Source organism: Streptomyces sp. NPDC014882 (assembly GCF_043081325.1).
In the GTDB taxonomy this organism is placed as follows: Bacteria; Actinomycetota; Actinomycetes; order Streptomycetales; family Streptomycetaceae; genus Streptomyces.
In genome coordinates this window covers 19,545-38,350 of record NZ_JBIBWL010000016.1, presented here as the reverse complement: position 1 = coordinate 38,350, position 18,806 = coordinate 19,545, and the positions used below count along the sequence as shown (strand labels likewise).

At 72.4% G+C, this 18,806-nt stretch carries 20 protein-coding genes; 6 read left to right on the top strand and 14 right to left on the bottom strand.

Annotated features, from left to right (window positions below; genetic code table 11):
- Positions 1 to 120: 120 nt before the first annotated feature.
- Positions 121 to 1,947 (top strand): endonuclease/exonuclease/phosphatase family protein, encoded by a 1,827-nt coding sequence (locus ACF09K_RS29095; protein WP_392248240.1) that lies wholly within the window; start codon positions 121 to 123, stop codon positions 1,945 to 1,947.
- 283 nt (positions 1,948 to 2,230) lie between these two features.
- Here ACF09K_RS29095 and ACF09K_RS29090 read toward each other — a convergent pair whose 3' ends face one another.
- Positions 2,231 to 2,737, bottom strand: coding sequence for a DUF3618 domain-containing protein (locus ACF09K_RS29090; protein ID WP_392248238.1), 507 nt, complete (start codon positions 2,735 to 2,737; stop codon positions 2,231 to 2,233).
- Positions 2,734 to 3,153, bottom strand: coding sequence for a phage holin family protein (locus ACF09K_RS29085; protein WP_363091176.1), 420 nt, complete (start codon positions 3,151 to 3,153; stop codon positions 2,734 to 2,736). The genes ACF09K_RS29090 and ACF09K_RS29085 overlap by 4 nt, the downstream gene beginning before the upstream one ends.
- Before the next feature lie 167 nt (positions 3,154 to 3,320).
- On the opposite strand from ACF09K_RS29085, the gene dapA reads away from it, so the two are divergent.
- Positions 3,321 to 4,223 carry a 4-hydroxy-tetrahydrodipicolinate synthase gene (gene dapA, locus ACF09K_RS29080; RefSeq protein WP_392248236.1) on the top strand — a complete coding sequence of 301 codons (903 nt, stop codon included), beginning with the start codon at positions 3,321 to 3,323 and terminating at the stop codon, positions 4,221 to 4,223.
- Positions 4,224 to 4,342: 119 nt separating this feature from the next.
- On the opposite strand, the gene dapD is transcribed toward dapA, so the two are convergent.
- Positions 4,343 to 5,326, bottom strand: coding sequence for a 2,3,4,5-tetrahydropyridine-2,6-dicarboxylate N-succinyltransferase (gene dapD / locus ACF09K_RS29075; protein ID WP_392248234.1), 984 nt, complete (start codon positions 5,324 to 5,326; stop codon positions 4,343 to 4,345).
- A 259-nt stretch (positions 5,327 to 5,585) separates the two neighbouring features.
- On the opposite strand from dapD, the gene ACF09K_RS29070 reads away from it, so the two are divergent.
- Complete coding sequence (locus ACF09K_RS29070; RefSeq protein ID WP_392248232.1) at positions 5,586 to 6,416, top strand: AbfB domain-containing protein; 831 nt, start codon at positions 5,586 to 5,588, stop codon at positions 6,414 to 6,416.
- A gap of 119 nt (positions 6,417 to 6,535) precedes the next feature.
- Here ACF09K_RS29070 and ACF09K_RS29065 read toward each other — a convergent pair whose 3' ends face one another.
- From ACF09K_RS29065 to ACF09K_RS29030, 8 genes are read right to left on the bottom strand one after another with little or no spacing between them, the layout of a single operon-like run.
- Positions 6,536 to 6,868 carry a metal-sulfur cluster assembly factor gene (locus tag ACF09K_RS29065; protein WP_392248230.1) on the bottom strand — a complete coding sequence of 111 codons (333 nt, stop codon included), beginning with the start codon at positions 6,866 to 6,868 and terminating at the stop codon, positions 6,536 to 6,538.
- On the bottom strand, positions 6,865 to 7,335 hold the full coding sequence (gene sufU, locus ACF09K_RS29060) for a Fe-S cluster assembly sulfur transfer protein SufU (protein ID WP_392248228.1): 471 nt from the start codon (positions 7,333 to 7,335) through the stop codon (positions 6,865 to 6,867). The genes ACF09K_RS29065 and sufU overlap by 4 nt, the downstream gene beginning before the upstream one ends.
- A 39-nt stretch (positions 7,336 to 7,374) precedes the next feature.
- Positions 7,375 to 8,631, bottom strand: coding sequence for a cysteine desulfurase (locus ACF09K_RS29055; protein ID WP_392248226.1), 1,257 nt, complete (start codon positions 8,629 to 8,631; stop codon positions 7,375 to 7,377).
- On the bottom strand, positions 8,628 to 9,392 hold the full coding sequence (sufC, locus tag ACF09K_RS29050) for a Fe-S cluster assembly ATPase SufC (protein ID WP_392248224.1): 765 nt from the start codon (positions 9,390 to 9,392) through the stop codon (positions 8,628 to 8,630). Before sufC ends, ACF09K_RS29055 begins: the two co-directional genes overlap by 4 nt.
- A 7-nt stretch (positions 9,393 to 9,399) precedes the next feature.
- The gene (locus tag ACF09K_RS29045) at positions 9,400 to 9,717 is read right to left on the bottom strand and encodes a non-heme iron oxygenase ferredoxin subunit (protein ID WP_366062366.1); all 318 of its coding nucleotides are present in this window, start codon (positions 9,715 to 9,717) and stop codon (positions 9,400 to 9,402) included.
- Positions 9,717 to 10,898, bottom strand: a complete 1,182-nt coding sequence (gene sufD, locus ACF09K_RS29040; RefSeq protein ID WP_392248222.1) for a Fe-S cluster assembly protein SufD — start codon at positions 10,896 to 10,898, stop codon at positions 9,717 to 9,719. Before sufD ends, ACF09K_RS29045 begins: the two co-directional genes overlap by 1 nt.
- Before the next feature lie 60 nt (positions 10,899 to 10,958).
- A complete protein-coding gene (gene sufB / locus ACF09K_RS29035; RefSeq protein WP_363091184.1) occupies positions 10,959 to 12,380 on the bottom strand; it encodes a Fe-S cluster assembly protein SufB in 1,422 nt (473 codons plus the stop codon).
- Positions 12,377 to 13,144 (bottom strand): helix-turn-helix transcriptional regulator, encoded by a 768-nt coding sequence (locus ACF09K_RS29030; protein ID WP_392248220.1) that lies wholly within the window; start codon positions 13,142 to 13,144, stop codon positions 12,377 to 12,379. Before ACF09K_RS29030 ends, sufB begins: the two co-directional genes overlap by 4 nt.
- A 228-nt stretch (positions 13,145 to 13,372) precedes the next feature.
- Between ACF09K_RS29030 and ACF09K_RS29025 the strand changes: the two genes are divergently transcribed.
- The 3 genes from ACF09K_RS29025 to ACF09K_RS29015 all read left to right on the top strand — a co-directional run bounded on the left by ACF09K_RS29025 (position 13,373) and on the right by ACF09K_RS29015 (position 16,234).
- Positions 13,373 to 14,296, top strand: a complete 924-nt coding sequence (locus ACF09K_RS29025) for an ABC transporter ATP-binding protein (RefSeq protein ID WP_392248218.1) — start codon at positions 13,373 to 13,375, stop codon at positions 14,294 to 14,296.
- Positions 14,297 to 14,384: 88 nt separating this feature from the next.
- Positions 14,385 to 15,155: an ABC transporter permease gene (locus ACF09K_RS29020; RefSeq protein ID WP_392248216.1), complete on the top strand. Its 771-nt coding sequence runs from the start codon at positions 14,385 to 14,387 to the stop codon at positions 15,153 to 15,155.
- A gap of 68 nt (positions 15,156 to 15,223) precedes the next feature.
- Positions 15,224 to 16,234 carry a heme A synthase gene (locus ACF09K_RS29015; protein WP_392248215.1) on the top strand — a complete coding sequence of 337 codons (1,011 nt, stop codon included), beginning with the start codon at positions 15,224 to 15,226 and terminating at the stop codon, positions 16,232 to 16,234.
- Positions 16,235 to 16,311: 77 nt separating this feature from the next.
- Here ACF09K_RS29015 and ACF09K_RS29010 read toward each other — a convergent pair whose 3' ends face one another.
- The 3 genes from ACF09K_RS29010 to ACF09K_RS29000 all read right to left on the bottom strand — a co-directional run bounded on the left by ACF09K_RS29010 (position 16,312) and on the right by ACF09K_RS29000 (position 18,642).
- Positions 16,312 to 17,055, bottom strand: coding sequence for a nucleotidyltransferase domain-containing protein (locus tag ACF09K_RS29010; RefSeq protein ID WP_392248213.1), 744 nt, complete (start codon positions 17,053 to 17,055; stop codon positions 16,312 to 16,314).
- Positions 17,056 to 17,099: 44 nt separating this feature from the next.
- A complete protein-coding gene (locus ACF09K_RS29005) occupies positions 17,100 to 18,206 on the bottom strand; it encodes an amidohydrolase family protein (protein ID WP_392248211.1) in 1,107 nt (368 codons plus the stop codon).
- Between the two features lie 79 nt (positions 18,207 to 18,285).
- Complete coding sequence (locus ACF09K_RS29000; protein WP_382783477.1) at positions 18,286 to 18,642, bottom strand: hypothetical protein; 357 nt, start codon at positions 18,640 to 18,642, stop codon at positions 18,286 to 18,288.
- Between the last annotated feature and the right edge of the window lie 164 nt (positions 18,643 to 18,806).

Here is an 18,806-nt window from a genome sequence, read left to right as displayed (position 1 = left end):
GCAGGAGATTGACGCGCGTAGAAGTTGGGGGGACAGGTGTTCACCGGCTTCTACGCGCGTCATCCGCGCCCCACGTCCACCCTCGTCCCGGCGCTCATGAACGTCCCCGGAGGGAATCCCTTGCCCAGCAGGTCTTCCACGCGCCTCGCCGCGCTCACCGTCGCCGCCGTCTGCTCCGCCGCGTCGGCGGTCGTCGTCGCCGCGCCCGCGCACGCGGACTCGGTGCGCATCCACGACATCCAGGGCACCACCCGCGTCTCGCCGTACGCCGGCAAGCAGGTCGCGGACGTGACCGGAATCGTCACGGGTGTGCGCACCTACGGTTCGTCCAAGGGCTTCTGGATCCAGGATCCGAACCCGGACGCCGACCCGGCCACCAGCGAGGGCGTCTTCGTCTTCACCGGTTCGGCCCCGAAGGTCGCCGTCGGGGACGCGGTCAGCGTCTCCGGCACGGTCTCGGAGTACGTCCCGGGCGGCACCTCGTCCGGCAACCAGGCGGTGACGGAGATCGTCCGTCCGACGGTGACCGCGGTCTCCGCGGGCAACGCGGTCCCGGCCGCGACGGTCGTCGACGCGAAGTCGGTGCCGGCGGCCTACGCCCCGGCCGGCGACCCCGCCGTGAACCACTCGGTCAACGCCCTCCCCCTGCGGCCCGGCGCCTACGCCCTGGACCTCTACGAGTCCCTCGAGGGCATGAACGTCGAGGTCTCCGACGTCCGCGTGGTCGGCGCCACCGACCCGTACACCGAGCTGTGGGTCACGGTGAAGCCGTGGGAGAACCGCAACCGCCGCGGCGGCACGGTCTACGGCTCCTACGACGCCCAGAACACCGGCCGGCTCCAGATCCAGTCGCTCGGCAGGTCCGCCGACTTCCCGGCGGCGAACGTCGGCGACCGGCTGGCCGGCACCACCGCGGGCCCGCTGGACTACAACCAGTTCGGCGGCTACACCGTCGCCGCCAACCGGATCGGCACGCTCGAGAGCGCCGGTACGGAGCGGGAGACGACCCGGAAGCAGAAGAACGGCGAGCTGGCGGTCGCGACGTACAACGTCGAGAACCTCGACCCGTCCGACACCACGTTCGGGGCGCACGCCGCCGCGATCGTGAACAACCTGAGGTCGCCCGACGTCGTGTCCCTGGAGGAGATCCAGGACAACAACGGCGCCACCGACGACGGCACGGTGGCCGCCGACCGGACGGTGACCGAGCTGATCGACGCGATCGTCGCCGCGGGCGGCCCCCGCTACGACTGGCGCTCGATCGACCCGGTGGACAAGACCGACGGCGGTCAGCCGGGCGGCAACATCCGCCAGGTGTTCCTGTTCAACCCCGAGCGCGTCTCCTTCACCGACCGCGCGGGCGGCGACGCCACCACCGCGGCCGGCGTCACCAGGGAGCGCGGCAAGGCGGCCCTGACCGTCTCTCCCGGCCGGATCGACCCGGCGAACGCGGCCTGGGACGACAGCCGCAAGCCGCTGGTCGGCGAGTTCGTCTTCCGCGGCCGCACGGTGTTCGTGATCGCCAACCACTTCAACTCCAAGGGCGGCGACCAGGGGCTGACCTCGCAGTACCAGCCGGCGGCGCGCAGCTCGGAGACCCAGCGCCACCAGCAGGCCACGCTGGTCAACGCCTTCGTCAAGGACATCCTCGACACCCAGAAGAACGCGGACGTCGTCGCGCTCGGCGACATCAACGACTTCGAGTTCTCCGACACCGCCAAGCTCCTCGAGGGTGACGGCGAGCTGTGGTCGGCGGTCAAGTCGCTGCCGAGGAGCGAGCGTTACTCGTACGTCTACCAGGGCAACAGCCAGGTCCTCGACCAGATCCTGGTCAGCCCGTCGATCCGGCGCGGCTGCGACCTCACGTACGACAGCGTGCACATCAACGCGGAGTTCCACGACCAGATCAGCGACCACGACCCGCAGGTGCTGCGGTTCACGCCGTAACCGGCTGTCGGCGGGGCCGGCCGGGCACGTCGTCCGGCCGGCCCCGGCAGGGCGTTCCGCCGTGACCGGCGGGCGGACCCGGGCCCGGACGGCATGTGGGCCCGGCCCCCCCCCCGGGGGCCCGGGCCCCCCAGCCGGCCCCCGGCCCGGCGCGCCCCGGGGGGGGGGGGCCCCGGGGGGCGGGGGGGGCCCCCGGCCCCGGGCGGGGGGGGGCCCGGGCCCCGGGGGGGGGCCCGGGCCCCACATGCCGTCGCCCGGCGACCGGCGCCTGCCGGCAGTCGGGTCAGCAGCGTGCCCAGCGGCGCCGGCGGCCGAGCACTCCCGCCGCCACGAGCGCGACGCCCGCCGCGGCCGCGATCACCACCGGCCGCGGATGCCGCGCGGCGAACCGGACCGGCGCGCGCAGCGTCGCCGGGGCGGCGCCCTCCGCGTGGGACCCCGTGTGCCGCAGGTCCTCGCCCGTCAGCGCGGCCCGGTCCCGGAGTTCGTGCCGCGTGCCCTTCGCCCTGTCCAGGGCCGTGTGGCGGACGCGGCCCGCCCTGTCCTGGACGGTGTGCCCCGCGCCCTTCGCCTTCTCCTGGACGGTGTGCCCCGCCTGGGCCGCCGTGCTGCGGAGCTGGACCGTCATCGCGCCGGCCCGGTCCCTCAGGTCGGCCGCACGGGCCTTGGCCCGCCCGCGCAGGTCCGTCTTCGCCGCCAGTTCCTCGACCGTGGCGCCCAGCTGGCTCCTGGTCTGTGCTATCTGCCTGCGCAGCTCCGCGGCACCGTCCGCGGCTGCCCTGTCCGTCATCGGTGCGCCCTTTCCCTGATTTCCTCGACGTCCGCCTTGACGCTGCCGAGGGCCGCCTCGGGGGTGGGCGGCGTGGCCTGACGCAGCTGACTGCGTCCGGTCGCGCCCAGGACGGCGGCGATCACGAACAGCACCGCCGTCACGATGAGAGCCGCGGCCCAGACCGGCAGCACCAGCGAGAGGGCGGCGACGCCCGTGCCGGCGAGGGCCAGCAGACCGGCGTACGCGAACGCGCCCGCGGCCCCCAGCAGACCGCCGCCGCGGCCGGCGCGGCGGCCCTTCTCGGCCAGTTCCTCCTTGGCCAGTGCCATCTCCTGCCGGACGAGCCGGGAGAGCTGTTCGCTCGCCTGTCCGACGAGTTCTCCGACCGTGTGGTGCCCGTCGTGGACGGGCCGGGTCTCCGTGGTACCTGCCACGTGCTCCGCCTCCTCTCGCGGTGGTGACGCTCCGGGTACCCACAGGAATGACGGCTACCCGTGCGGTGCGGAGGGTTCGCCGCACCGACGACGTCGCAGCAGTCCTTAGCCGTACCTCGTAGCAGATTTAAGTGGAGCTTCACGATCACGGTGCCGAGACTGCTCCCATGACGAACGCCGCCTTCCCCGCCGCCCCCTTCGGCCGCACGCTTTGCGCGATGGTCACGCCCTTCACCTCGTCGGGCGCCCTGGACCTCGACGGCGCCCAGCGCCTCGCCGCCCGTCTGGTGGCGGACGGCTGCGACGGACTCGTCCTGTCCGGCACCACGGGCGAGTCCCCGACCACGTCGGACGCCGAGAAGGCGGAGCTGGTGCGGGCCGTGCGGGCGGCGGTCGGGGACCGGGCCGCCCTGGTGGCGGGCGTGGGCACCGCCGACACCCGGCACACCGTCGAACTGGCCCTCGCCGCCGAGAGGGCGGGCGCCGACGGCGTGCTGGTGGTCAGCCCGTACTACAGCCGCCCTCCGCAGGACGCCCTGGAGGCGCACTTCCGCGAGGTCGCCGACGCGTCCGGGCTGCCGGTCCTGCTCTACGACATCCCCGGCCGCACGGGCACCCGCATAGAGCCGCGGACGCTGATCCGCCTCGCGGAGCACCCCCGGATCGTGGGGGTCAAGGACTGCTCCTACGACCTCCTCGGCACCCAGAAGGTGCTCTCCCGCACGGAGTTGGCCTACTACGCGGGCTGCGACGAGCAGATCCTCGCGCTGTACGCGGTGGGCGCGGCCGGGTACATCAGCACCGTCGCCAACGTCGTCCCCCGCCATCTGCGCTCCGTCCTCGACGCGTTCGACGCCGGTGACACGGCCGGGGCCGCGCGCCTCCAGCGGCGTGCGCTGGAACTCGTCGAGTCGATGACGGCCTCGGGGCTGCCGGGCACGGTCACCGCGAAGGGCCTCCTGGACCGGCTCGGCCTGCCGGCCGGTCCCGTCCGGGCACCCCTGCGGCCCGCCGGCCGCGAGACGGTCGACGCACTGCTGGCGGCCTACCGGGCCTGCGTGTCCGGGTAGCGGGTGCGGCCGGCGGTACGCGCCTCCCCCGGCAGGTCGTCACCGGCACCGGTACCGGTACGGGCCGGGGCCCGTACCGCGGGTGTCCGCGGTACGGGCCCCGGCCCGGGGCCGGTATGTCAGTTGTGGCTGTGCAGGATCTCGTTCAGGCCGCCCCACACCGCGTTGTTCGGGCGGGCCTCCACCGTGCCGGTCACGGAGTTGCGGCGGAACAGGATGTTCGAGGCGCCGGAGAGTTCGCGGGCCTTGACGATCTGGCCGTCGGGCATCGTCACGCGGGTGCCCGCGGTGACGTACAGGCCGGCCTCCACCACGCACTCGTCGCCGAGGGCGATGCCGACGCCGGCCTCGGCGCCGATCAGGCAGCGCTCGCCGATGGCGATGATCACGTTGCCGCCGCCGGAGAGGGTGCCCATCGTGGAGGCGCCGCCGCCGATGTCCGAGCCGTCGCCCACCACGACGCCCGCGGAGATGCGGCCCTCGACCATCGACGTGCCCAGCGTGCCCGCGTTGAAGTTCACGAAGCCCTCGTGCATGACCGTGGTGCCCTCGGCCAGGTGCGCGCCCAGGCGGACCCGGTCGGCGTCGGCGATGCGGACGCCCTTGGGTGCCACGTAGTCCGTCATGCGCGGGAACTTGTCGACCGACGTCACCTGGAGGTGCAGGCCCTCGGCGCGGGCGTTCAGCCGGACCTTCTCGACGTCGTCCACGGCGACCGGGCCGAGGGAGGTCCAGGCGACGTTCGCAAGCAGGCCGAAGATGCCCTCCAGGCTCTGGCCGTGCGGCCTGACCAGGCGGTGGGAGAGCAGGTGCAGGCGCAGGTAGGCGTCGTGCGTGTCGAGGGGCTTGTCGTCGAGGGAGTTGATGACCGTGCGGACCGCGACCACCTCGACGCCTCGCCGGGTGTCCGGGCCGATCGCCTTGGCGGCTCCCTCGCCGAGCAGTTCCACGGCCTTCTCGGCGGACAGCCGCTCGGTGCCGGACGGGCCGGGCTCGTCGGTGAGCCGGGGGGCGGGGAACCAGGTGTCGAGGACGGTGCCGTCGGCGGCGAGGGTGGCGAGGCCGGCGGCCGCGGCGCCGGTGGTGCGAGTCGTGTCGGTCATGAGGGAAACCTAACCGGCGGGAGCCGGTGGAGGCCAACCCACCGGGCGGTGTCTCAGGGGGCGGGCGGGAGGCCGCGGCACGGCCGGCGGGGCGGGAGGCGGCCGCCCGTCCGCGTCCTCCGCGGCATCCGGAACCCGGGGGGAAAGCGCTCACTCAAACGCCTGCTCGGGAGTCACTGGTTCCACTACTGTCTCACCGTTCGCACAACGGGCCGTCGCAGCCGTGTTCGCCCTTCGGGCGCCGCTGGAGGAACAGCACATGCCAGACAACAAGTCCCGGCCTTCCCCGCAGCACCCCTGGGAGGACGGCTGGGCTCCGGACACCTCCCGGACACCCGGGACGCGGCGGCTGTGGATCGCCGGCGTCCTCGCCGTCGCGACCGTCGTGGCCTGCGTCGCCGCCGTCGCGCTCACCGACCGGTCCGCCGACGAGCAGTCGGCCGCCCCGGCGGGGCGGACGGTGTCCGGCAAGGAGACGTCGCCGGGACTCATCTCCTTCGGCTCGCCCCCGGTGGACGCCTCGCCCTCGGCGTCGGCCGCGCGGGAGAGCGCCTCGCCGTCCGCGTCGGCCTCCTCCTCGCCGTCGCCGGGGGGCGGTTCCTCGCCGCACCCCCCGGCGACGGCCTCACCGTCCGCCTCGGCCGGCGGGAGCGGTTCCGGTCCGGGGCCGGCGACCGTGCGCCGGTCGGTGCGGTCCGTCAACCACCCCGGCCACTACTGGCGGGCGGGCGGCGGCCAGGTGCGGCTCGAAGCGGCCGGCGGCGCGGAGTTCCGCGCGGACGCCACCTTCACCGTGGTGAGCGGTCTGGCGCGCGGTTCGTGCCTGTCGTTCCGCACGTCCGACGGGACCTATCTGCGCCACCGCGACTTCGTGCTGCGCGCGGAGGCCGACGACGGCTCCCCCCTGTTCCGGCAGGACGTCACCTTCTGCGCCCGTCCCGCCGGCTCCGGCGCGGTCGTGCTGGAGTCGGTGAACTTCCCGGGGTACTTCCTGCGCCACCAGGACTTCCAGGTGAGGCTGCAGCGCCACCAGAGCGACGGCCCGTACGCCGCCGACTCGGCCTTCCGGCTCGTGGAGGGGCTGGCGTAGGGGCGCGCGGGAGAAGACGCGCACGACACGGGATGACGCGCACGAGAAGAACGGCGGCGTCCGTGAGGACGCCGCCGTTCTTCTCGTGCCGCGGGGGTACCGAAGGGGTACCGGGGATCTCAGACGTTGAAGCCGAGCGCGCGGAGCTGCTCGCGGCCGTCGTCCGTGATCTTGTCCGGGCCCCACGGCGGCATCCAGACCCAGTTGATGCGCAACTCGTTGACCAGGCCGTCCGTGGCGGACTTCGCCTGGTCCTCGATGACGTCCGTCAGCGGGCAGGCCGCGGAGGTCAGGGTCATGTCGATCGTCGCGATGTTCGCGTCGTCGATGTGGATGCCGTAGATCAGCCCGAGGTTGACGACGTCGATGCCCAGTTCGGGGTCGACGACGTCGTACAGCGCCTCGCGGACTTCCTCCTCGGAGGCCGGCTTCGTCTCAACGGTCTCGCTCATGCCGTCTTCCTTTCGGCGTCGGCGTCGGCGCCCAGCGCCTGGGCCGTCGCGTCCTTCCACGCCATCCAGCTGAGGAGGGCGCACTTGACCCGTGCCGGGTACTTGGAGACACCGGCGAACGCGACCGCGTCCTCCAGCACCTCCTCCATCGCGTCGTCCGGTTCGACCTTGCCCTTGGACTGCATCAGCTCCAGGAAGGTCTCCTGGATGCGCTGCGCCTCGGAGACGCTCTTGCCGACGAGGAGCTCGTTCAGCACGGAGGCCGAGGCCTGGCTGATGGAGCAGCCCTGCCCCTCGTACGAGACGTCCTGGACGGTCGTGCCGTCGTACTTCACCCGCAGGGTGATCTCGTCGCCGCACGTCGGGTTGACGTGGTGCACCTCGGCGTCGCCGTCCCGCAAGCCCCGCCCGTGCGGGTTCTTGTAGTGGTCCAGGATGACTTCCTGGTACATGGAGTCCAGCTTCACGTCAGCTACCCTCGCGTCCCATCGTCGTCGTCACGCCCCTCAGCCGAAGAAGTTCCGTACGTGCTCCAGGCCCTCGACCAACGCGTCGATCTCGGCGGGCGTGGAGTACAGGTAGAACGACGCTCGCGTGGTCGCGGGAATTCCGTAGCGCAGGCAGACGGGGCGGGCGCAGTGGTGTCCGACCCGGACCGCTATGCCCTGCTCGTCGAGGACCTGGCCCACGTCGTGCGGGTGGATGTCGCCGAGCGTGAAGGAGATCGCGGCGCCGCGGTCCTCGGCCGTGGCCGGGCCGATGATCCGCAGGTCGGGAACCTCGCCGAGCCGCTTCACCGCGTACTCGGTGATCGCGTGCTCGTGGGCGAGGATCTTGTCCATGCCGATCGCGGACAGGTAGTCGATCGCCGCGCCCAGACCGACCGCCTGCGCGATCGGCGGGGTGCCCGCCTCGAACTTGTGGGGGGCGGGCGCGTAGGTCGAGGAGTGCATCGACACCGTCTCGATCATCTCGCCACCGCCCAGGAACGGGGGCAGGTCCTCCAGCAGCTCCTGGCGGCCCCACAGGACGCCGATGCCGGTCGGGCCGCACATCTTGTGGCCGGTGAAGGCCACGAAGTCGGCCTGGAGGGCCTGGACGTCCATCGGCATGTGCGGCGCGGCCTGCGAGGCGTCGATGCACACCAGGGCGCCGACCTGCTGCGCGCGGCGCACTATCGCCTCGACCGGGTTGACCGTGCCCAGGATGTTCGACACCAGCACGAAGGAGACGATCTTCGTCTTCTCCGTGATGATCTCGTCGATGTTGGACAGGTCGAGCCGTCCGTCGTCGGTGAGGCCGAACCACTTCAGCTTCGCGCCGGTGCGCTGCGCGAGCAGCTGCCACGGCACGATGTTGGAGTGGTGCTCCATCTCCGTGATGACGATCTCGGTCTCGGAGTCCACGCGGTAGGGCTCGTCGGCCCAGCCCAGCATGTTCGCGACCAGGTTCAGCGACTCCGAGGCGTTCTTGGTGAAGATCACCTCGTCGCGGCTGGGCGCGTTGATGAACTCCGCGACCTTGTCGCGCGCGCCCTCGTACAGTGCCGTGGCCTCCTCGGCGAGGACGTGCACGCCACGGTGGACGTTGGCGTTGTAGCGCTCGTAGTACTCGCTCAGGGCGTCCAGCACCTGGCGCGGCTTCTGCGAGGTCGCCGCGTTGTCCAGGTACACGAGCTTCCGGTCGTCGTGGAGCACGCGGTCCAGGATCGGGAAGTCCTTGCGGATCGCCTCGGTGTCGAGGAGGCCCGGCAGTTGCGTCACGCGGATACGCCGCCCTTCGTGTAAACCTCGTAGCCCTCGTTCTCCAGCTTGTCGGCGAGTTCGGCGCCGCCGGACTCGACGATCCGGCCGCCGGAGAAGACGTGCACGTGGTCGGGCTTGATGTAGCGCAGGATGCGCGTGTAGTGCGTGATCAGCAGGGTGCCGACCTCGCCGGTCTCGCGGACGCGGTTGACGCCCTCGGAGACGATCCGCAGGGCGTCGACGTCCAGGCCGGAGTCCGTCTCGTCGAGGATCGCGACCTTCGGCTTGAGCAGCTCGAGCTGGAGGATCTCGTGGCGCTTCTTCTCACCGCCGGAGAAGCCCTCGTTGACGTTGCGCTCGGCGAAGGAGGGGTCCATGTGGAGGCGCTCCATGGCCTCGCGGACCTCCTTCACCCAGGTGCGCAGCTTGGGGGCCTCGCCGCGGACGGCGGTGGCGGAGGTGCGCAGGAAGTTGGAGACCGAGACGCCGGGGACCTCGACCGGGTACTGCATCGCCAGGAACAGGCCGGCGCGGGCGCGCTCGTCGACGGACATCTCCAGGACGTCCTCGCCGTCGAGGGTGACGGTGCCGCCGGTGATCGTGTACTTGGGGTGACCCGCGAGCGAGTAGGCGAGGGTGGACTTGCCCGAGCCGTTGGGGCCCATGATGGCGTGCGTCTCGCCCTGCTTCACGGTCAGGTCGACACCCTTGAGGATCTCCTTCGTGGCGTTGTCGGCCTCGACGGTGACGTGCAGGTCTCGGATTTCAAGCGTTGCCATGGGTGCCTCAGGACTCCTGGGAGAGGGAGACGAGCACGTCGTCCCCATCGATCTTTACGGGGTATACGGGGACGGGGCGCGTCGCGGGAAGGCCGGACGGCTTGCCGGTGCGCAGGTCGAAGGCGGAGCCGTGCAGCCAGCACTCGATCTGGCAGTCCTCCACCTCGCCCTCGGAGAGCGAGACGTTCGCGTGGGAGCAGATGTCGTTGATCGCGAACACCTCCCCCTCCGTCTTCACGACGGAGACCGGTGTGCCGTCGAGTTCCACCCGCTTGGGGGTGTTCTCCTCCAGCTCGCCCAGTCCGCAGGCGCGTACGAACGTCATCAGACCGACGCCTCCAGTTCCTCGTCGATCCGGGCGAGGAGGCGTTCCTGGATGTCGGCGACGCCGATCTGCTGCACCAGCTCGGCGAAGAAGCCGCGGACCACCAGACGGCGGGCGTCGTCGGCGGGGATGCCGCGGGCCATCAGGTAGAACAGCTGCTCGTCGTCGAAGCGGCCGGTGGCGGAGGCGTGGCCGGCGCCGACGATCTCGCCGGTCTCGATCTCCAGGTTGGGCACGGAGTCGACGCGGGCGCCGTCGGTGAGCACCAGGTTGCGGTTCATCTCATAGGTGTCGGTGCCCTCGGCCGCGGCCTCGATGAGGACGTCGCCGATCCACACCGCGTGGGCGCCGTCGCCCTGGAGCGCGCCCTTGTACATGACGTTCGACGTGCAGTGCGGGGTGTTGTGGTCGACGAGGAGGCGGTGCTCCTGGTGCTGGCCGGCGTCGGTGAAGTACAGGCCGAACAGCTCGGCCTCGCCGCCGGTGCCGGCGTAGGCGACCCGCGGGTGCAGCCGTACGAGGTCGCCGCCGAAGGTGACCACGAACGACTTGAGGGTGGCGTCCCGGCCGATCAGCGCGTTGTGCTGGGCCACGTGCACGGCCTTGTCGTCCCAGTCCTGGACGGAGACGACGGTCAGCTTGGCGCCGTCGCCGAGGACGTAGTCGACGTTGGCGGCCAGGACGGCGTCACCGGTGTGGTCGATGACGACGACGGCCTCGGCGAAGGCGCCCAGCTCGATCACCTGGTGGCCGAAGGAGGTCCCGCCCTCGCCGTGCACGGTGATGCGGATGGGCTCGGTGAGGACCGTCTCCTTGGGGACGGTGACGACGCCGGCCTTCTCGAACGCCGAGTACGCCTGGGCGGCGACGCGGTCCACCGGGGTGCCCGCCCTGCCGAGGCGGGCGTCGTCGCGGCCGACGGTCTCGACGACGACGCCCTCGGGGGCGTCGACGTCGACCTTCACGCCGTCGCCGGTGGCGACCGCGGTGCCGTCGTGCAGGCCGCGCAGCCGCTCCAGCGGGGTGAACCGCCACTCCTCCTCGCGGCCGTGGGGGACCGGGAAGTCCGCCACGTCGAAGGACGCGGGCGCGCTCATGCGCGTGGCGACGGTGGACTCGGCGGCCACCGCGATCTGGCCGGCGGTCGTGCTGCCCACCGGGATGTTTCGGGCCTCAGCCATGGCTGTCGGTCTGCTCTCTTCCTACGTCAGGTTTCGCTGGCTCTCGGTGGCGGGCGGGTCCTAGCCGACCGCGCCCTCCATCTGCAGCTCGATCAGCCGGTTGAGCTCCAGCGCGTACTCCATCGGGAGTTCCTTGGCGATGGGCTCGACGAAGCCGCGCACGATCATGGCCATGGCCTCGAACTCGCTCAGACCGCGGCTCATGAGGTAGAAGAGCTGGTCCTCGGAGACCTTGGAGACGGTCGCCTCGTGACCCATCGACACGTCGTCCTCGCGGACGTCCACGTAGGGGTACGTGTCGGAGCGGGAGATGGTGTCCACGAGCAGCGCGTCGCACAGCACGTTGGACTTGGAGCCGTGGGCGCCCTCGCCGATCTCGACGAGGCCGCGGTAGGAGGTGCGGCCGCCGCCGCGCGCCACGGACTTCGAGACGATGTTGGAGGAGGTGTTCGGCGCCATGTGGACCATCTTGGAGCCGGCGTCCTGGTGCTGGCCCTCGCCCGCGAAGGCGATGGACAGGGTCTCGCCCTTGGCGTGCTCGCCCATCAGGTAGACGGCCGGGTACTTCATCGTCACCTTGGAGCCGATGTTGCCGTCGATCCACTCCATGGTGGCGCCCTCGTAGGCGACGGCGCGCTTGGTGACCAGGTTGTAGACGTTGTTCGACCAGTTCTGGATGGTCGTGTAACGGCAGCGGGCGTTCTTCTTGACGATGATCTCGACGACCGCGGAGTGCAGCGAGTCCGACTTGTAGATCGGGGCCGTGCAGCCCTCGACGTAGTGCACGTAGGCGCCCTCGTCGACGATGATCAGGGTCCGCTCGAACTGGCCCATGTTCTCCGTGTTGATGCGGAAGTAGGCCTGGAGCGGGATCTCGACGTGCACGCCCGGCGGCACGTAGATGAAGGAGCCGCCGGACCACACCGCGGTGTTCAGCGACGCGAACTTGTTGTCGCCCACCGGGATGACGGTGCCGAAGTACTCCTTGAAGAGCTCCGGGTGCTCCTTCAGCGCCGTGTCGGTGTCGAGGAAGATGACGCCCTGCTCCTCCAGGTCCTCGCGGATCTGGTGGTAGACGACCTCGGACTCGTACTGGGCCGCGACGCCGGCGACGAGGCGCTGCTTCTCCGCCTCGGGGATGCCCAGCTTGTCGTACGTGTTCTTGATGTCCTCGGGCAGGTCCTCCCAGGACTCCGCCTGCTTCTCCGTGGAGCGCACGAAGTACTTGATGTTGTCGAAGTCGATCCCCGACAGGTCCGAGCCCCAGTTCGGCATGGGCTTCTTCTCGAACAGGCGCAGACCCTTGAGGCGGAGCTTGGTCATCCACTCCGGCTCGTTCTTCTTCGCCGAGATGTCGCGGACGACGTCCTCGTTGATGCCGCGCTTCGCAGAGGCGCCGGCCGTGTCGGAGTCGGCCCAGCCGTATTCGTACTTACCCAGGCCCTCGAGTTCGGGGTGGGCAGTCTCCGTGGGGAGAGTCATGCGGGGTTCCTCCCGGCCGTGCTTGCGGATGCGATATCGGTGGTGTGATCGGTGCGGTGATCAGTCGTGGGGGAAATCTTGGGGATGAACGTCGTGCAGACGCCGTCGCCGTGCGCGATGGTCGCCAGCCGCTGGACGTGCGTCCCGAGCAGCTGGGAGAAGATCTCCGTCTCCGCCTCGCAGAGCTGGGGGAACTTCTCCGCGACGTGGGCGACGGGACAGTGGTGCTGGCACAGCTGCTCGCCGACCGGTGCGCTGCGCGCCGTAGCAGCGTACCCGTCGGCGCTCAGGGCCTTGGCCAGGGCTTGGGTGCGCTGTGCGGGTCCGGCGGCCTCGATCGCCTCGCGGTAGCCGGCGGCCTGTTCGGCGATCCTCGCGCGGGCGAAGGCGGTGACGGCCTCGTCCCCGCCGAACCGCTCCCGGATGAAGCGCAGGGCGTCCGCGGCGAGCTTGTCGTACGACTGGTCGAAGGCGTCGCGGCCGCAGTCGGTGAGGGCGAAGACCTTCGCGGGACGCCCGCGCGTGCGCGCTCCGTACACCCGCTGCTCGCGCGGCACCACGACGTCGTCGGTGACCAGCGCGTCCAGGTGCCGGCGCACGGCGGCCTGGGTGAGCCCCAGCCGTCCGGCCAGCTCGGCGACGGTGGACGGCCCGTGGTCCAGGATGGAACGCGCGACGCGGTTGCGCGTGGAGCGCTCACCGGTCGCCAGTTCCTCCTGAGGGGCCCCCGCGGGGGTCTCCCGAGCCTCGCCGACGTTTTTCACAACGCCATTGTTGCGTAATTCCTCGGAAGCAGGCAAGCCGCGTCCGGATCGCCGTCCGGTGCCCTGCGTCACTTAGGTTTACCTAATCTGACCTGCGCGAACGATCTACGGCCGGCCGGGACGGCGGTGCGGTGAGGCGCGGGTCCGGGGCCCGCCCGCGGGGCCGGCGGCGCCTTCCCGCACACCCGCCGGTCCGGGCGCCCGGCCGCGAACCTAGACTCTGGACCCATGCGAAGCGAGCCCGTGGTCCAGGTCCAGGCCCTGGTGAAGCGGTACGGCACGAAGACCGCGGTGGACGGCCTCGACTTGGTGGCCGAGGCCGGCGTGACGGCCGTGCTCGGCCCCAACGGCGCGGGCAAGACGACCACCGTCGAGACCTGCGAGGGCTACCGCGGACCGGACTCCGGCACCGTGCGCGTCCTCGGCCTCGACCCGGTGGCACAGGCGTCCGCCCTGCGCCCCCGGATCGGGGTGATGCTCCAGTCCGGGGGCGTCTACCCGGGGGCGCGGGCCGACGAGATGCTGCGGCACGTCGCCCGGCTGCACGCGCACCCGCTGGACGTGGACGCGCTCGTCGAGCGGCTGGGGCTGGGCGGCTGCGGCCGCACGACGTACCGGCGGCTGTCCGGGGGCCAGCAGCAGCGTCTCGCGCTCGCGATGGCCGTGGTGGGGCGCCCGGAGCTGGTGTTCCTCGACGAGCCGACCGCCGGGCTGGACCCGCAGGCCCGCCGCGCCACCTGGGACCTGGTCCGCGACCTGCGGGCGGACGGGGTCTCGGTCATCCTCACCACGCACCACATGGACGAGGCCGAGCAGCTCGCCGACGACGTCGCGATCATCGACGCGGGCCGGGTCGTCGCCCAGGGCTCCCCCGAGGAGCTGTGCCGCGGCGGCGCCGAGAACACCCTCCGCTTCGGCGGCCGTCCCGGCCTGGACCTGGCCTCCCTGCTCAAGGCCTTGCCCGCCGACAGCACGGCCGCCGAACCGACACCGGGCTCGTACCGGATCACCGGCAAGGTCGACCCGCAGATGCTGGCGACGGTGACCTCGTGGTGCGCGCAGCACGGAGTGATGCCGGACCGGATCTCGGTGGAACGGCACACCCTCGAAGACGTCTTCCTCGAGCTGACCGGCAAGGAGCTGCGCTCATGATTCCCGCCCGCCACACGACCGGCCGGGGGTCCGGGGGTCGCCCCCCGCAAGGACACGGCCGCGAGCTGACCGGCAAGGAGCTGCGCTCATGACGAGCACCGGCACGTACACGCCGAAGCCGGGCGCCGCTCCGCTGTCCCGCATGATCAGGGCCCAGGCGGCGCTGGAGACGAGGATGCTCCTGCGCAACGGTGAGCAGCTGCTGCTGACCGTCGTGATCCCGGCCCTGCTGCTGGTGCTGTTCAGCTCGGTGGACATCATCGACACCGGCGCCGGCGAGGCGGTCGACTTCCTGACCCCCGGCGTCCTCGCGCTCGCCGTGATGTCGACGGCGTTCACCGGCCAGGCCATCGCCACGGGCTTCGAGCGCCGGTACGGGGTGCTCAAGCGGCTGGCGGCCTCCCCGCTCCCCCGCTGGGGGCTGATGACCGCGAAGACGCTCGCCGTCCTGGTCACGGAGGTCCTCCAGGTCGTCCTGCTGACGGTGATCGCCTTCGCGCTGGGCTGGTCGCCGCACGGCGACCCGTTCGCCGTGGTGCTGTTGCTGGTGCTCGGCACGGCGGCCTTCTCGGGCCTCGGTCTGCTGATGGCGGGCACGCTGCGGGCGGAGGCCACGCTGGGCGCCGCCAACCTGGTGTTCCTGCTGCTCCTGGTGGGCGGCGGGGTGATCGTGCCGCTGGAGAAGTTCCCCCCGGGCGCCCAGGACGTGCTCGCCCTGCTGCCGGTCTCGGCGCTCTCGGACGGCCTGCGGGACGTGCTCCAGCACGGGGCCGCGATGCCGTGGGGCGACCTGGGGATCCTCGCCGTGTGGGCGGTCGCGGGGCTGGCCGCGGCCGGCCGGTTCTTCCGCTGGGAGTGACCCGCGAAGGATCCGGGAACGCCCCGGTCCGGGACCCTCGTGAAAGCGTGCACAAGCGGCCCCTTACGATGGACGGCGTGCCGAACGTGACCCGCGCCGACGCCGTAGCCGCCGTGCGCAACCCCCTCGCCCTCATCGCCGCGCGCTGGACCCCCGACCCCCGGACGGTCCAGCGGGCGGCGCTCACCGCGCTCGTGATGTCGGTGGTCATCGTGGTCACCGGTGGTGCCGTCCGGCTCACCGGCTCCGGCCTCGGCTGCCCGACCTGGCCGAAGTGCACCGACGACTCGCTCACCTCGACCAGCGAGATGGGCCTCCACGGCGCCATCGAGTTCGGCAACCGCATGCTGACGTACGTGCTGTGCGCCGCGGTGGGCTGGGCGATCGTCGCGGCCCGCGCGCAGAAGCCGTACCGGCGCGGGCTCACCCGGCTGGGCTGGGCGCAGTTCTGGGTCGTGATGGGCAACGCGATCCTCGGCGGGATCGTCGTGCTGGTGGGTCTGAACCCGTACACGGTCGCGGCCCACTTCCTGCTCTCCTCGGCGCTGATCGCGGTCGCCACGGTGATGTGGCAGCGCACCCGGGAGGGCGACGGGGCGCCCGTGGCGCTGGTCGGCAAGGCCGTGCAGCAGCTGGTGTGGTTCCTGGTCGCCGCGTCCGTGCTGCTGATCGCGGTCGGCACGGTGGTCACCGGGGCCGGTCCGCACGCGGGCGACTCCAGCGAGGTCGCGCGCATGCCGCTGGACTGGGAGACCGTCTCCAAGCTGCACGCCGTGCTCGCCTGGATCGTGGTGACACTGACCTTCGCCCTGTGGTTCGTCCTCAAGGCGGTCGACGCCCCCGAGGGGCCGTCGCACCGCACCCGCGAGCTGTTCCTGGTGCTCCTCGCCCAGGGCGTCATCGGCTACGTCCAGTACTTCACGGACCTCCCCGAGGTCCTGGTCGGCCTGCACATGCTCGGCTCGTGCCTGGTGTGGATCGCGGTCCTGCGCGTGCTGCTGGCCCTGCGCGAGCGCCCGGACACGCTGCCCGGTCTGCCGGGGCCGGCGGCGGAGGCGACGGTCGGCAGCCGCGCCTGACGGCACCCGACACCCGGCACCCGCGCCCGACGTCTCCCGGCGTCCGTCCGTGACCGCTCCCGGCCCGCGTTCCCGGCTCAGCCGTACGCCGCCACCAGGCCGTCGATCGCCGGTCCGAGCCAGCCGCGCACCAGCTCGGCCCGGCGGACCCGCCACCCCTCCCCGGAGGGGACGGGAGCGGGCCCGCCGTAACGGCGCCGCCGGATGTCCTCGACGATCTCGGCGGGCGCCCCGAGGCCGGGCAGCTCCTCCAGGGCCTCGCGCTTGGAGACCAGCCGCCCCTCGCGCAGCGTGACCGTCGCCCGCGCGAAGGTCACCGGGCCCATGTCGACCCAGACGTCCCGTGTCCACAGGTGCGCCCTGTCCACGGCGGGCCGCCAGAAGTCCCGCTGGTCGGACACCACGAACTCCGCCAGCTCACGGTCCGCCACCTCCGGCAGCAGCCCGGCCGGGGCGCCGCCGTACAGGACCCGCCCGAAGGTGTGCAGCTCGCGACGGGTGACGGGGGTGACCGGGCGGCGCATCAGCTCCCGGTGCGCCCAGGTCAGGTGCCGGTGCCCGAAGTCCGCGACCGTGGCCGGGGTCAGGTAGCTGCAGTGCAGCTTCGCCGCGAGCGGGTCGGCGCGCAATCCCTGGTGCAGGAGGGCCACCCGCCACACCGTGGCGGCCCGCACGGGTCCGGGCAGCACGGCGATCAGGTCCAGATCGCTGCGGCCCTCCTGGTAGTCCCCGCCGGCGAGCGAGCCGTGGGCCCAGACGGTGAGGGGTCCGAGAGGCGCCAGGGCGCCGAGAAAGCGGTCGAGCAGGGCTTCGGTCTGCATCCGCCCAGTCTGGTGCGGCGTGCCCCGGCCGGTGGGGGCTTCGCTCATTCCAGCCCGTAGACCCGCCGCGCGTTCCCCGCCGCGAGCAGCCCCGCCACCCGCCGGGCGTCCGTGAGCGACCACGCGCCCTCCGCCACCCAGCCGCCGAGCACCCGCCCCAGCGCCTCCCGGAACAGCCGGGCGCCCACGACGTGCAGCTCGGGCAGTCCGCGGGCCCCGCTGGAGAAGAGGACCTTGCCGAAGGGGGCCAGGTCCAGGATCTCGGCGAGGACCGTCGCCGCGCGGGCGCCGGTGCGCACGAGGGCGGCCCCGGAGTCGGCGTGGACGTGCGGGAAGAGACCGGCGAGGTGGGCGGCGTGCCGGTGGTGGGGGTAGCCGTGCAGCAGCACCAGGTCGGTGCCGAGACCGGCGGTGGCGCGGACGAAGTCGGTCAGCAGGGCGGGGTCCGCGCGGTCGCCGCACGGGCCGGGCCCGCCGGGGCCCGCGTGGAGCTGGAGGGGCCGGCCCGCGGTGACGGCGATCCACAGCAGGTGCCGCAGCAGCACGGGGTCGTCCACCTCCCCGCCGACGCGGCGCCCCGCCAGCCAGCGGCCCGCCGCGCCCCGGACCTCTCCCGGTCCGGGCGGCTCGGGCGCGAGGGCGAGACCGTGGCGCACGCCGGCCACGGAGCTGAGGGCCACGGCCGTCGCCGCGGCGCCGTGCACCGCCTCGGCGAGGTTGGCGAGGAACGACTCGACGGTGCCGGAGGTGTCGGCGACCTGCTCGGCCAGCGGTTCCAGCCGGACGATCTCACGGGCCTCGGCGTCGCCCGCGCGGGCGATCTCGTCGGGGCCGGTGAGGTCGCCGGGCGGGCCGGTGTCGACGAGGTAGGTGGTGATGCCGCTGCCGCGCAGCAGCCGGCGGCCCGCCTCGGGCACGCCCAGTTCGCGGCGGCGGGCGAGGTAGCGGGCGGGCGGGCAGTGCGGTTCCAGGCCGAGCAGCGGGGGGCACCAGCGGCGCACCGCGAAGCCGGTCTGGGTGTCGAACAGCGTGGTGCCGGGCGCGGGCGGCCCCTCGGTGCGGGCCAGCTGGGCCTCGAAGGTGCCGAGGCCCAGCTCCGTCCTCAGAACGCCGTGGCAGTACTGGTCCACCAGGGACGGTGTTTCGATCATCCGGGACTCCCGCGGCTGGACCGTGTGCTCGGTGTGTTCCTCACACGTCCTAACGGGTGAACCCGGCGTCAGGTGTTGCTCAGGTGTTGCGCGGGCCGCCGACCTGGATCCCGGCCATCCGGGTCCACTCGTACGGGCCGGTCGTCACCTTGGCGGCGAACTCGCCGTCGAAGTTCTCGTGGACGGTGATCCCGGACTTCTCGACCGCCTTGGCGGCGATCTCCACGCTGGGCGCCACGAGGTCGCCCCAGCCGCCGTCCTCGCCGACGAGCACGATCCGGGCGCCGCGCTCGCCGAGGTGGGCGACCTGGCCCTCGGCGCCGCCGTGCGCCTGGGAGAAGGTGCTGATCCGCTTGGCGAGGCGGGCCGCCGCGCGCTCGGCCTTCGCGGCCCGCTTGGCGTCCGCGGTCTCGTCAACCTGCTTGGTGTCTGCCATGGCCAGGATGCTACCGACGGGTAGGGCGAACAGCGACGGCCGGGGGGGGGGGGGGGGTACACCCCCCCCCCCCCCCCCCCCCCGCCGCGGGCCCCGGGGGGGGGGGGTCGGAGGGGGGGCGCCACGCCGGCACTGGTGAGCCCCCCCCGCCCCCAACACCCGCG

Coding starts and splice junctions, on each gene's coding strand:
- ACF09K_RS29090 (WP_392248238.1), bottom strand. CDS start 2,737: ATGACGGACAGGGCAGCCGCGGACGGTGCCGCGGAGCTGCGCAGGCAG.
- dapA (WP_392248236.1), top strand. CDS start 3,321: ATGACGAACGCCGCCTTCCCCGCCGCCCCCTTCGGCCGCACGCTTTGC.
- dapD (WP_392248234.1), bottom strand. CDS start 5,326: ATGACCGACACGACTCGCACCACCGGCGCCGCGGCCGCCGGCCTCGCC.
- ACF09K_RS29070 (WP_392248232.1), top strand. CDS start 5,586: ATGCCAGACAACAAGTCCCGGCCTTCCCCGCAGCACCCCTGGGAGGAC.
- ACF09K_RS29065 (WP_392248230.1), bottom strand. CDS start 6,868: ATGAGCGAGACCGTTGAGACGAAGCCGGCCTCCGAGGAGGAAGTCCGC.
- sufC (WP_392248224.1), bottom strand. CDS start 9,392: ATGGCAACGCTTGAAATCCGAGACCTGCACGTCACCGTCGAGGCCGAC.
- ACF09K_RS29045 (WP_366062366.1), bottom strand. CDS start 9,717: ATGACGTTCGTACGCGCCTGCGGACTGGGCGAGCTGGAGGAGAACACC.
- sufD (WP_392248222.1), bottom strand. CDS start 10,898: ATGGCTGAGGCCCGAAACATCCCGGTGGGCAGCACGACCGCCGGCCAG.
- sufB (WP_363091184.1), bottom strand. CDS start 12,380: ATGACTCTCCCCACGGAGACTGCCCACCCCGAACTCGAGGGCCTGGGT.
- ACF09K_RS29025 (WP_392248218.1), top strand. CDS start 13,373: ATGCGAAGCGAGCCCGTGGTCCAGGTCCAGGCCCTGGTGAAGCGGTAC.
- ACF09K_RS29020 (WP_392248216.1), top strand. CDS start 14,385: ATGACGAGCACCGGCACGTACACGCCGAAGCCGGGCGCCGCTCCGCTG.
- ACF09K_RS29015 (WP_392248215.1), top strand. CDS start 15,224: ATGGACGGCGTGCCGAACGTGACCCGCGCCGACGCCGTAGCCGCCGTG.
- ACF09K_RS29010 (WP_392248213.1), bottom strand. CDS start 17,055: ATGCAGACCGAAGCCCTGCTCGACCGCTTTCTCGGCGCCCTGGCGCCT.
- ACF09K_RS29005 (WP_392248211.1), bottom strand. CDS start 18,206: ATGATCGAAACACCGTCCCTGGTGGACCAGTACTGCCACGGCGTTCTG.
- ACF09K_RS29000 (WP_382783477.1), bottom strand. CDS start 18,642: ATGGCAGACACCAAGCAGGTTGACGAGACCGCGGACGCCAAGCGGGCC.